Here is an 11923-nt window from a genome sequence, read left to right as displayed (position 1 = left end):
GACTACACTAATGATTGAATGAACAGGAGATCATATGTTGCTGAAACTCCTCCCTGTATGCTGAACTTATCCTCGTACTCTTTATACATGTTGGTGAATAAACGTCGTAAACTATACCCAGGAATCGCTGCTGCTTCTGAAGTACTGGCTCCCATTCCTTTAACCGAATACAGAAAATCTCTTGCCGAAGCATACTTTTCCATATGAATTGAACGCTCACAATGGACACCAGTATATCCGGATTCGTGGAGCATGGTTTCCCATTGAGCAAGCGATAGAAACGAAAGTCCATGCCGCTGTGGTTCCATCCCGTTGGCACGATAAACTTCATCAAATGCCTCATGCATTTCACAAAATGTATCAGGCCCGAAGGTCGTAAATATGAGCAAGCCCCCAGGTCGCAGCATTCGCCGTAGGTGACCCAGTGTTTCCTGCGGCGAACTTAGCCATTGAAAACAGGCGTTAGAGACGATGATATCCACAGAGCACTCCGGAGTATTTACGGCCCACATTTCGATATCTGCTTGTAGAAAACGTAAACGATCCGTTGTAGAATTCCCATTGCCTGGATGCTCTACTGATCGTAACCGCTTTGAAGCCACTTCGATCATCTCGGGTGCAATATCAAGTGCAGTAATATTTGCACTAGGCCATTCATTTACCAGGATTTGAGTCAAAGCCCCCGTGCCACAACCAATTTCGAGAATGCTCGGATCACTTAATAACCCTTTGTTCTTCCATTCTGCGAGGGATCTTCCTAACTGATCAGCCATAGAACGCTGAATATGAGCATGTGCATCATAAGAAGTGGCACTACGATTAAATTGGCGTTGAACAGCACTACTTCTTCCAATGGTCATGCCACCATCTCCTCCATTCATCAGCGATGTGTACTTCCTTTTCCAAAAAGGGTGCATGCCCGCAGCCGATTAATGTAATTAACTCGGCTTGAGGTAAATGAGCTGTAAGCTCCAAGCCAGCACCGTAAGGACATATCCTATCCTCAGTCCCGTGAATAAGAAGAACCGGACAATCGATATTGGGCAATTGAGACAAACATTCCTCTCTTCGTAAAATCTGAAGACCTGCAATTAGTGCTTGCGTTGTCCAGCTACCCATAGGAGGTAGACACTCAGCCAGACCTGCCTTCCATTCATGCTCTGTGAACATCCTTTGACGAAAATTAGCTTCAACTTCATGTCGATCCTTTAAAATCCCTTTGATCATCTGCCTAACATAGGCATCTGCTATGCCACGGTCCAACTCTTCTTTTGGGCGGGTAAAACGAGCCGTTGCACCGAACAGCACAAGGCCGTCCACGTAACCTTTAGCCGCCAGTCTGAGTGCCAGTAAACCTCCGAGTGACCAACCTGATATCAGAAGCCGACCATCAGCTACTTTCTCCCTGCAAGCTGACCCTTCAATACCCAACATGTCCTTAACTGCTGTTTCAGTTAAACACAGCATTTCCTCTGGAGAATCCGCAGCACTGTAATCTACAGACATATGACGAAAATCAGGCAATAACAGGCGAAGACGGTCAAACACCGCATCTGGCATGCTCCATCCCGTTAGCCATAATATGGTTCCACTTGTCTCCTGCTCGATTTGCACCGGACTATTTTCCAAGGCACTCATGAGCTCAGTACCCCCAACTGAAGCCCGATTTCACTGATTTTTGCGCTGGCATCATTCAACTCCATAGGGGTATGGTCGGCCGATAAGGAGAAGCGAATTCGTGCTGTGCCATCAGGAACGGTAGGCGGACGGATAGCGACCCCAGCAATACCGCCTGCTTCAAGTGCCTCACTGAAACGAAGAGCCCTTTCATTATCACCGACAATTACCGGTACAATAGGGGAGTCCCCGGTCCCAACGTTAAATCCGGCATCACTAAGCGAAGAACGAAATAATTGACTTGCCGAGTAGAGGCGTTCGCGGCGCCAATGATCTGCTTGTACCAGACTTAACGCTGTTGAAATACCAGCTACGAGAGAAGGCGGCAATGCCGTTGAATAGATAAGAGGTCTAGCTTTGTTAACGAGAAAGCGGATTAATGTTCGGCTGCCGCAGACATAAGCCCCATATAAACCGAATGATTTGCTAAACGTCCCCATATGCACATCCACATCATGATGCAGACCAAGCTTAAAGCAAAGTCCTTCCCCCCTTTTCCCGTAGATGCCCCCGCTGTGCGCCTCATCCACCATCAGCATGGCCCCGTATTCTTGTTTGAGCGCAACGAGTTCTTCCAAATGTGCTTGATCACCATCCATTGAAAAGACAGCATCCGTAACAATCAACTTATGTCGTTTATCCCGATGTTTGTTCAATAATAGCTTTAGATGTTCCATATCATGATGTCGGTACCTGGCATGTTCTGCGCGGCTCAGCACAATACCGTCCACGATGCTGGCATGGTTTAATTGATCACTAAAAACGACATCACCCCGGCCCACGAGTGCACGAATGACACCAGAATTAGCCATATAACCATTTGCAAAAACAAGCGCAGCTTCACTATGCTGCCAAGTGGCCAGCTCTTCTTCCAGACGGCCATAAAGCGGTCGATTCCCAGTAACAAGCCGAGATGCGCCAGAACCTCCCCCTTCGGCAAGAAGTGCCTCGCGAATTGTATCGATGATATCAGGATGCCGAGCAAGTCCCAGGTAGTCATTGGAGGCCAGGTTGAGGAGCACTTGGTCTCCTCTCCACGTATAACCAGGACGATCTGGAACCGCGGCACTGTCACGCAAGTAACGTTCATTGGAGGCATCAGCCAATAACGCAAGTTCATTTTCCATCCAATTCATAGTCTGTACCGCCTTAAAGTGCATTTAACTCAATCTCAAAACCCAAATCTTCAATCATTTGATGATCATTCGATATTTCCTGACCTGCTGTCGTTAAATAATCACCTACAAAGAGTGAATTTGCGGCATAAAGTGACAAAGGCTGTAGCGTACGGAGGTTGATCTCGCGTCCACCCGCAACACGAATCTCTTTAGATGGACAAATGAACCGAAATAGCGCCAGTACCTTGAGCGCCTTCATGGCCGGAGTGCGCCCTGCTCCTTCCAGAGGGGTCCCCGGTATCGCATTCAGGAAATTAATCGGAATTGAATCCGCATCAAGCTTACGGAGTGCAAGAGCCATCTCGACAATTTCCTGATTACTTTCACCCATACCGATAATGACACCGGAGCAGGGGGACATGCCGTATGCTTTAACCTTTTCCACGGTTTCAATTCGCTGGTCATAAGTATGCGTTGTGGTGATCGACGGATAATTGGCCTTGCTTGTGTTCAAGTTGTGATTGTATCGGTGCACGCCTGCTTCAGCCAAGCGTTCTGCTTGACCGTCCTTCAAGATTCCCAGACACGCACAGATTTTAAGTGGCATTGTTTCATGGATTTCTTTTACCGCCTCTACCACTTGATCCAGCTCCTTATTCGTGGGACCTTTGCCTGATGCTACAATGCAATAAGTTCCAGCTTTACGCGCCATAGCTTCATGTGCTCCCGCAAGCAGCGTTTCTTTGTCGAGCAAGCTGTATTTTTGGATGGGTGCGGTCGATACGAGAGATTGTGAGCAATAACCGCAGTCTTCGGGACAAAAGCCGCTTTTGGCGTTGATGATCATATTCAGCTTCACTTTTTTGCCGTAAAAATATTTCCTCACTTGAAAAGCCGCTTGCATCAGCGGCAGTACCTCATCGTCGCTTGCTTCAAGCACGGCAAGTCCCTCTTCAATTGATAAACATTCGCCATTCAACGATCGATTCGCAAGCGACGACCAATTCAGATTAGTTACCGTTGTTTTCATCTTCATTCCTCCTCCATGAATTGAACTGTTAATGCCTGTCTGATCGGTGTTAACTGGATCTTCTCTCGAATCACCTGGATCAACATTTCCGTATTTAATTCGTCCCTCAAGCGGGGAAAACGCCCAAGAAAGGGGATGCCGCAATAACGTTCAATCAGCTCCGCGTTTGTTGTGATACTGGAATCGTTATAAATCTCGTCATATTCACCATCGTTCAGAATAAAACCTACGATCGGAATCCCGTGCTGCTGCAGGTACGATACCGTAAGAAGTGTGTGATTAATCGTACCCAGACCTGTCCGCGCAACGATGAGGGCAGGTGTTCGAAGCTCCGAGATTAAATCCACGACAAAAGAATCCTCGGTCAGAGGAACAGCGACTCCCCCTGCCCCTTCAATAAGTACTGATTCATATCGATCTGCCAGCTGCTGACCAGCCTTAATAATCTCCTGTAACGTAATATCCATTCCATGTTGCTTGGCAGCGAGCAGCGGGGTCAGTGGGGCTTGGAATGTAAATGGCGCCACATCCTCGGCACACTCATCAATTCCGGTGTATTTCAACAGGCGTTCCGCATCGGTTTCTCCGCTCCCAAGAGGTGCACCGGATTGCACAGGCTTCCAGACGCCTATATTCCGCTCTTCAGCACGAAGCGCAGCAACAAGAGCCCCTGTAACGATGGTTTTCCCAACCCCTGTATCCGTACCTGTGACGAACAATCCGCGAATTACATTCATGATTCAAAGCCACCTTCGGTGATGTCAAAAATGGATTGCATCAAGATATCAATCATGGCTTCAAGCTCAGCCTCTGTGCTGGCAAGAGGAGGAATGAACACAACAACATTGCCAAGTGGTCTCGTAAGCATGCCAAGCGCTCTGGCCCGCTCCGTTACACGAACGCCGATGCGTTCGGCCCAATCATACGGTTCCCGAGTTGCTTTATCCCGTACAAGCTCAATTCCTAACATCAGTCCTTTTTGCCTGATATCCCCGACGTGCGGAGAATCTTTAAGTACTGAGAGCTTCTGCTCTACAAAAGCCGCCTTTGCTCTTACACCTTCCACCAGGTTGCGCTCTTCAAATAGTTTCAAGTTAGCCAAAGCTACGGCGCAGCCGAGCGGATTACCTGTGAAGGAATGACCGTGGAAAAATGTTTTTTGCTCCTCATAATCGGCATAAAACGCGCTGTACACCTCATCTGTTGCCAGTGTCGCTGCCACAGGTAAGTAGCCGCCTGTAAGACCTTTGCCTATCACCATCAAATCAGGTGACACTTCTTCGAGGTCACAAGCAAACATAGCACCTGTCCTACCGAAGCCTGTCGCCACCTCATCGGCTATGAACAGTACATCATATGTACGGCAAAGTGCTGCCATCTCGCGCAGACAGCCGTCTGGCATAATGAGGATGCCGCTAGCTCCTTGCACAATTGGCTCCACGATAATAGCCGCGATTTCATCTGCACTCGTTTCAAGTACATTACGTAATGCGGTTAACGTAGCTTCCATGGCTTCCCGCTCGCCATCCTCATGTCGATAAACGTAAGGATATGGAATGACATGAGTAGGAAACAGCATCGGACGGAACACATCATGGTACAACGGAATTGCACCGACACTTACCGCACCAATCGTATCTCCGTGATAGGCTTGATTCATCGTAATAAACTTCGTTTTACCGGTTTCTCCTCGGTTCTTCCAGTATTGAAACGCCATCTTCACTGCGATCTCGACACCGGTTGCTCCTGAATCGGAATAAAATACTTTATTTAATCCCTCTGGGGAAATCTCCACTAGTTTCTCAGCAAGTTCAATAGCTGGCACGTTAGCCATTCCGAGTAACGTAGAATGTGCAACACGTTCCAACTGATCCGTTATGGCTTGGTTCAGCTCGGGTATGTTATGTCCGTGAACATTAAGCCAAACCGAGGAGAAGCCATCATAATAAGCACGTCCCTGGACGTCATACAGCACGACGCCTTCGCCTCGTTCAATGATGAGAGGATCGGAGTTATTGTAATCTTTCATCTGCGTAAAAGGGTTCCATAAATGAGCCTTATTTATAGCTGCAAGCCGTTCATAATGTGTCACAAGTTATCACCTTCCATAAGAGCATTTCAATTGTTAACCAAAAATATTTATTTAGGTTAACAATTGAATGTTGACATCTTATCAGACAAAAACTTTCCTGTAAAGAGAATCATTTCAGAGTTAGAACCCTCAACCTCCACTCTGTCTCCGCGGATTGAACCCGAAATTTGGCTTCGTAGAGGGTTCTGCCTAATACAAAAAAACACGCCTAAATCGGCGTGTTTTGTCTAAAATACATACAAAAATCAGGACCACCCGTCCAACGGGTGGTTTGCTCTTGGGGTATAACCCCCTGTTGCCAAACTGCGCCTAAAGACGCTAGCCTGACAGCAAATCTGTTCAGGCTCAGTGTTATTTGTCACTTTCACTTACCAGTTAAACTGGTTTTACTTCTTTTTGCTCTTGTTGCTGTTAAATGGATCTTCATATTCTTTTACACTCAGCTTATCTATCGCCTGATCATGTGCTTCTTGTTCACGTATATACTTTCTTACCGTTGCTTCATTTAGACCCACTGTACTTACGTAATACCCTTCTGCCCAAAATTTTCGATTTCCGTATTTATACTTGAGCTGGGCGTGTTTCTCGAAGATCATGAGCGAACTTTTTCCCTTTAGATATCCCATGAACGTGGAGACAGCCATTTTCGGTGGGATCGCTACCAACATGTGAACATGATCGGGCATCATGTGACCTTCTATAATTTCTACTCCTTTGTACTTACATAGACGTTTGAAAATTTCGATCAAGTCTCTTCTCACTTGATTATAGATTTCTTTCCGTCTATACTTCGGGGTGAATACAATGTGGTATTTGCACATCCACTTTGTGTGAGCTAGGCTGTAGCTCTTATTTGCCATCTAAGACCATTCCTTTCGTTGAGCCTGAACATCTCAATTTTATCGGAATGGTCTTGGTGGTCAAACCTCAGGTCCCTCCACCCGCATAGCGGGTGGTTTTTTGTTTCGCGCGTTTCACGCACTCAACTGGCTGAAGCCATAACAAAAAAACGGCATCTCTGCCGTTTGTGTTTAAGCTATTGTTAGAGATAACGGGAATAATCGCTAGCAGCGATCTGTTTTCCCTGAATTAAACCTTAACCTCATTACATTTTTCCAGTAAAAGTTGAATTTGGCGCTCCAGCCACGTTCCTAACAGCGGATGTGGAAGCAGCGTCTCACCACTATATGCATAATCCAGTTCCTTCAGTCGGCCCGGGATCACCTTCATGGTGAAATAACCGGCACTCAAAAACAGCGGCGCCACAATAACCCGGCTCCCCCGCTCTTCACTCCAGTATTTCGCCTTGTCGTACACACTATCCTGATTTAGCAGCGCATAATCGGTATGAGCAACACCGCTGACTTCATGCACCCGCTGTGCGAGTGAAGAAATACCCGCTTCCCATCGCTGACGGAATCCATCGTGAATACTCCCATGTCCAATTAACAGGATCGTCTCCTGTTCTGGTTGCTGCGACAGGGCCTTTACCTTGTCCCAGACCATGACCGCAATATCCGGGTCGTTATCCACAGGATAGCCGAAGTGGATTTGTGCTTTCACCTCGAATGGTTCCAGATCCGTCTCACGCTCCGGAGCGTCTTTGGCACCGATGGCATACTCAATCTCATCCACATGTGTACTACCGGATGAAACAAACAGAGGTACGACCAATATATCGGTTACGCCCTGTGCTTCCAGTCGGTTGATACCGTCCTGAATCAGGCGTCCTTCCACAAGTTCAAGAAACCCGGCTTCGACGGGCAAGGGTTCAGGCAGATTCAACCGGGAGACCGCGTCATCGACGGATTCAACCCAGGTTTTCTCCTGAGAACCGTGACTAATGATGAGTACACCCGGCTTCTTCATCCTTAACGTCCCAGGCGTTCCAGCGTCATTTTATAACCGTCATTACCATAGTTCAGGCAGCGTTTTACACGAGAGATCGTGGCTGTACTTGCACCTGTCTCAGCTTCTATCTGGTTATAGGTATTTCCTTTGCCAAGCATACGCGCTACTTCCAGCCGCTGGGACATGGATTGAATCTCGTTTACCGTGCAGAGGTCATCAAAAAACACATAACACTCTTCAATATCTTTCAGAGTCAAAATAGCCTCAAATAATTGTTCAATGCTTTTATCATTTAGCTTTTTCAGCTGCATTTCATCATCATCCCCTAGCGGTTACTGTGTACCTTCATTGTACCCAGCCTGAGTTGGTATTTCAAGCGTTAACGATTTCACGCACTACAGAATAAAAATACATGTTACCGCTTTCATATAGCATTAATGTCCTCCCTGCGCGCACAATCCCGCTCTATCTCACGATTTATCCCATTTTTCACCGTATTTTTCCGATTAAATATGTAGGAATTATTACATTTAATATGTGACAATTTTGTGTCTAAACTATATAATTCCACTGTTAAGCTATCATCCACTCCTGCGCCCAAATCCGCAAATATCCCGTTTTGCGGGATACTCGCCTACGCCGTCTCTCCGCTAATGACATACAGTATAGCAAAAGGGAGTTCCGACTCGGTCTGTTATGCACGTCCAGCAGCTGAAGGAACGCAATTCCGAAATCCAACATAGAAGGAACGTGATAGTTCATGCCACAGCATTATTATCACCGTCAGCCCGCTCCACGGCAGCGTCCGTCTTCTCATACGCAACGGCAGGCCCATACATCTGCCTATATGCCGCCACGGGCATTGAATGAAGCTCAGGTTCAACCCATGTATCCTGGAGTAGAGCCTTACTACCCTCAATTCCAAGAGGTTGAAGCATCCGGACTTGTACCTTATAGTCCAGGTGGTCCGGGGGGACCCGGTGGAAACTTTTTCGGCGGGGGAGCTCCTGTTGCTCCCCCCGTTCCGGTGGAAGCACCTGCGTCTTCCTCAGGCTTTTCCCTGGCCAACATCGGGGAACTGAAAGGAATGATCGACCGCTTCGGTGGAATTGATGGCATCATGAGCGGAATCGGCAAAATGCAAAAGGTCGTTGGCGGCTTCCAGCAGATGGCACCCATGATGAAACTGGTGATGGGGATTCTGCCTTTTGGAAAAGGAAAAAAAAGTAGCAGTCTTGCGGATAAAGATTATGAAGAGTATTCGCCACCTCGCTCACGCAAACGTCGTAAAAAAACGAACTCTACTCCGCGCAAACGGAACACGAGTAGTAAAACTGGCCGGAATAAATCCAACACCACCAAACGTCGTCCCCAAAAAAGCAAAAAGCTCTAACACTTTTCCCAGGCGCCCTCTTACATAAGGGGGTGCCTTAATCCACTTCCATCTTCTTTCTCTTCAATCCACTCAATCGTTCATATAAGAGAATATTCATTACCAATTCCTTAGGAACCTATGTTCTTATTCCCGTGAATTGAGGTATACTGAGTTTATAGATAAAGGAGGCGGACTATGGAACTATTTAAAGACAAATATACTCCCGCATTAATCGACCGGACAGGAGAATGGTTACACCAATTCTACCCGAAGTTGGACAAGCAACAGTTTCATGAACTTGTATTTGCCGAAGGCTGGGGAGAGCTAGAATTCAAAGGTCGTATCCGCCGCATTACGTCGGCATTGACCGAAGTTCTGCCTGACAACTATGAAGAGGCATTACACGTGATTGAGCAGGCAGCACCACAGATGCGAGGGGTCGAGTATCTGTTCGTTCCCGATTTTATTGAAGTGAACGGACTTGCGCCGGAAAACTACGAACTATCCATGAAGTACTTGACCCTCTTCACACCTTATTCCAGTTCCGAGTTCGCGGTACGCCCGTTTATTGAACGCTACCCGATCGAAACGATGAAACGCATGATGGAATGGACGGCAAGTCCCAATGAACATATACGCAGGCTTGCCAGTGAAGGCAGCCGTCCACGTCTTCCATGGGGTTCCAAACTTCGGGGATTCATTACCGATCCAACACCAGTACTTCCCATTCTGCATGAATTGAAGCAGGACGAGTCCCTGTATGTCCGGAAAAGTGTAGCCAATCACCTGAACGACATCTCGAAAGACCATCCAGAACTGGTTCTGGATTTGGCCTCAAGCTGGTACGGACAACATGAGCATACGGACTGGATCGTTCGTCACGCAAGCCGCTCTTTGCTGAAAAAGGGACATCCGAAAGCGCTGAGTCTCTTTGGATATGTCGAGCAGGATGCGACACATATCGAGCATCTTCAGCTTGCAAGAGATACCGTAGCCATCGGGGAAGATCTTCATTTTTCCTTTGATGTCGTTAATGAAAGTGGTCAGTCACAGATGCTGCGGATCGAATATGAAATCGGATATATGAAAGCAAATGGCAAGCAGGCACCCAAGCGGTTCAAATGCTCTGATAAAACATTCCCTACCGGGAGAACCAAGGTTGCAACGAAGCAATCGTTCAAAGTCATTACGACGAGAAAGCATTATGCCGGTTTGCATACGCTAACGATTGTCGTTAATGGACAACCTACCGCTACAGCCACATTTTTATTGGAACAAACAGAGTAACCTACAATACGATGGAGCCATCCAAATTATCACGAAAACGCAGCAGGGTTCATTTCATGATAAGAATCCGATATTAACATTCAGATCATGGAATCCATCCTTGAGAAATTCCCCGAGGCGTCTTCAATACTGAAGATGCCTTTTACTATTTTCACCCGGTTTGTAGCAGCTAAATATCCTTCAAAATAAAGTTATGCACATGATGCTTCTTCATTTATCTTATCCACATGTGGACATCTATTGCGAAAACAAATCTATATGTACTCCTAATTGCCCTCTTATGCACATCATACACAGGCTAAAGAAGCGATCTGTGCAGACCGCTAACTCTTCACTTGCTATCCAGTTTCTATTTTCCTACTTGAACCAGCCCCGCTTCACAAACCAGGCCACCATGCTTCCGCCCAGAACAAACATCAACAGCAGCACCGCTCCATACCCAAACTTCCATTGCAACTCAGGCATATAAGCAAAATTCATGCCATAGATCCCCGCGATCAGCGTCAATGGCATAAAGACGGTTGTAATCACAGTGAGGGTCTTCATAATCTGGTTCATTCGATTGGAATTCAAGGAGATGTAACTGTCGCGCAGGTCTGCCGTCATTTCCCGATCAGCTTCAATCATGTCTGTCAGCTTCAACAAATGGTCATAGATATCGGTAAAGTATACGGTATGCTCCCCTGTTCGCTGCACATGCTGAGAATTGACTACCCGATAGAGCAGATCCCGCATGGGCACTACCGTTCGTCTAAGCTTCAGCAATCGACTGCGCAAGTCGAACACCTGATTCATCAGGTCTTCCACCGACTCCTTGCCGCCCCGGTTCTCCAGTTCAGCCAGCTCATCCTCAATGGCAAACAGAGACGGGAAATAATGATCGACCAACTTGTCCATCACCGTATATGCCGCTGCTACCGGGCCCCGGGCCCAGATGGTTCGTTCGTGCGCATGATGCAGCAACCTCTCCCAAGCTTCGTCGACTTCCTCCAGTGCCCCATGATGAAAGGATACCAGGAAGTTCGCACCCAGAAACAGGTCCACCTCTTCCGCTTCCAATGTGGTCGGATTCAGTGCATGCAGCACGAGGAACTGCAAATTGTCATAATAATCGAGTTTGGGTCGCTGCAGCACATGCATACAATCCTCAATAGCTAATGGATGAAAATGAAAATATGTATCCAGCAACTGGCTTTCCTCTTCGGAAGGCTGGTTGAAATCTGCCCATACCCAGGCGTAATCCTGCAGATCCAGCTGTGTCAGCGGTACATTTACAGATACCTGATGATCCCGTGAGATGGCGAGTGTACGAATCATAAATTAGACCACGTCCTTGTCTTGTATCCTTTACGTTATTGTACAACTTTAACCATTGAACCGTCCCCTGCAACAGCCCATTATACACACGTTATCCTGCAAACGCGACAACAAAAAAAGCCAACCCTGTTGGCTTCTCTCATTTCCCTATCCACAGTCTCCTGTATCCACAGGAA

General features: G+C 47.1%; 12 protein-coding genes. 2 read left to right on the top strand and 10 right to left on the bottom strand.

The annotated features are described in order from the left end of the window. Nucleotides 1-2: 2 nt before the first annotated feature. From bioC to RS891_RS03985, 9 genes are all read right to left on the bottom strand, one after another. The gene (gene bioC / locus RS891_RS04025) at nt 3-860 is read right to left on the bottom strand and encodes a malonyl-ACP O-methyltransferase BioC (RefSeq protein ID WP_315794495.1); all 858 of its coding nucleotides are present in this window, start codon (nt 858-860) and stop codon (nt 3-5) included. Next, complete coding sequence (locus RS891_RS04020; RefSeq protein ID WP_315794494.1) at nt 841-1638, bottom strand: alpha/beta hydrolase; 798 nt, start codon at nt 1636-1638, stop codon at nt 841-843. The genes bioC and RS891_RS04020 overlap by 20 nt, the downstream gene beginning before the upstream one ends. After that, a complete protein-coding gene (gene bioF, locus RS891_RS04015) occupies nt 1635-2813 on the bottom strand; it encodes an 8-amino-7-oxononanoate synthase (RefSeq protein ID WP_315794493.1) in 1179 nt (392 codons plus the stop codon). The genes RS891_RS04020 and bioF overlap by 4 nt, the downstream gene beginning before the upstream one ends. Before the next feature lie 13 nt (nt 2814-2826). Then, on the bottom strand, nt 2827-3825 hold the full coding sequence (bioB, locus tag RS891_RS04010) for a biotin synthase BioB (protein ID WP_315794492.1): 999 nt from the start codon (nt 3823-3825) through the stop codon (nt 2827-2829). A gap of 2 nt (nt 3826-3827) precedes the next feature. Further along, nucleotides 3828-4562, bottom strand: coding sequence for a dethiobiotin synthase (bioD, locus tag RS891_RS04005; protein ID WP_315794491.1), 735 nt, complete (start codon nt 4560-4562; stop codon nt 3828-3830). After that, the gene (bioA, locus tag RS891_RS04000) at nt 4559-5917 is read right to left on the bottom strand and encodes an adenosylmethionine--8-amino-7-oxononanoate transaminase (RefSeq protein ID WP_315794490.1); all 1359 of its coding nucleotides are present in this window, start codon (nt 5915-5917) and stop codon (nt 4559-4561) included. Before bioA ends, bioD begins: the two co-directional genes overlap by 4 nt. A 386-nt stretch (nt 5918-6303) precedes the next feature. Next, nucleotides 6304-6777 (bottom strand): IS200/IS605 family transposase, encoded by a 474-nt coding sequence (gene tnpA / locus RS891_RS03995; protein ID WP_315793911.1) that lies wholly within the window; start codon nt 6775-6777, stop codon nt 6304-6306. A gap of 229 nt (nt 6778-7006) precedes the next feature. Beyond that, on the bottom strand, nt 7007-7786 hold the full coding sequence (locus tag RS891_RS03990; protein WP_315794489.1) for a sirohydrochlorin chelatase: 780 nt from the start codon (nt 7784-7786) through the stop codon (nt 7007-7009). A gap of 2 nt (nt 7787-7788) precedes the next feature. Then, nucleotides 7789-8079: a YerC/YecD family TrpR-related protein gene (locus RS891_RS03985; RefSeq protein ID WP_017690665.1), complete on the bottom strand. Its 291-nt coding sequence runs from the start codon at nt 8077-8079 to the stop codon at nt 7789-7791. 449 nt (nt 8080-8528) lie between these two features. On the opposite strand from RS891_RS03985, the gene RS891_RS03980 reads away from it, so the two are divergent. Beyond that, the gene (locus RS891_RS03980; RefSeq protein WP_113055599.1) at nt 8529-9161 is read left to right on the top strand and encodes a tyrosine protein kinase; all 633 of its coding nucleotides are present in this window, start codon (nt 8529-8531) and stop codon (nt 9159-9161) included. Between the two features lie 177 nt (nt 9162-9338). Next, nucleotides 9339-10430, top strand: a complete 1092-nt coding sequence (locus tag RS891_RS03975) for a DNA alkylation repair protein (protein ID WP_315794488.1) — start codon at nt 9339-9341, stop codon at nt 10428-10430. 357 nt (nt 10431-10787) lie between these two features. On the opposite strand, the gene corA is transcribed toward RS891_RS03975, so the two are convergent. Beyond that, nucleotides 10788-11747, bottom strand: coding sequence for a magnesium/cobalt transporter CorA (corA, locus tag RS891_RS03970; protein ID WP_113055597.1), 960 nt, complete (start codon nt 11745-11747; stop codon nt 10788-10790). Between the last annotated feature and the right edge of the window lie 176 nt (nt 11748-11923).

Origin of the sequence: Paenibacillus sp. BIC5C1 (assembly GCF_032399705.1) — a bacterium.
Classification (GTDB): Bacteria; Bacillota; Bacilli; order Paenibacillales; family Paenibacillaceae; genus Paenibacillus; species Paenibacillus taichungensis_A.
The sequence above is the reverse complement of the archived record's forward strand: the minus strand, read 5'-3'. Positions and strand labels throughout refer to the sequence as shown.

What these genes read in the sequence shown, in the direction of transcription:
- tnpA (WP_315793911.1), bottom strand. Translation starts at nt 6,777, where the DNA reads ATGGCAAATAAGAGCTACAGCCTAGCTCACACAAAGTGGATGTGCAAA.
- RS891_RS03990 (WP_315794489.1), bottom strand. Translation starts at nt 7,786, where the DNA reads ATGAAGAAGCCGGGTGTACTCATCATTAGTCACGGTTCTCAGGAGAAA.
- bioB (WP_315794492.1), bottom strand. Translation starts at nt 3,825, where the DNA reads ATGAAAACAACGGTAACTAATCTGAATTGGTCGTCGCTTGCGAATCGA.
- bioD (WP_315794491.1), bottom strand. Translation starts at nt 4,562, where the DNA reads ATGAATGTAATTCGCGGATTGTTCGTCACAGGTACGGATACAGGGGTT.
- RS891_RS04020 (WP_315794494.1), bottom strand. Translation starts at nt 1,638, where the DNA reads ATGAGTGCCTTGGAAAATAGTCCGGTGCAAATCGAGCAGGAGACAAGT.
- bioF (WP_315794493.1), bottom strand. Translation starts at nt 2,813, where the DNA reads ATGAATTGGATGGAAAATGAACTTGCGTTATTGGCTGATGCCTCCAAT.
- RS891_RS03980 (WP_113055599.1), top strand. Translation starts at nt 8,529, where the DNA reads ATGCCACAGCATTATTATCACCGTCAGCCCGCTCCACGGCAGCGTCCG.
- RS891_RS03975 (WP_315794488.1), top strand. Translation starts at nt 9,339, where the DNA reads ATGGAACTATTTAAAGACAAATATACTCCCGCATTAATCGACCGGACA.
- corA (WP_113055597.1), bottom strand. Translation starts at nt 11,747, where the DNA reads ATGATTCGTACACTCGCCATCTCACGGGATCATCAGGTATCTGTAAAT.
- RS891_RS03985 (WP_017690665.1), bottom strand. Translation starts at nt 8,079, where the DNA reads ATGCAGCTGAAAAAGCTAAATGATAAAAGCATTGAACAATTATTTGAG.
- bioC (WP_315794495.1), bottom strand. Translation starts at nt 860, where the DNA reads ATGACCATTGGAAGAAGTAGTGCTGTTCAACGCCAATTTAATCGTAGT.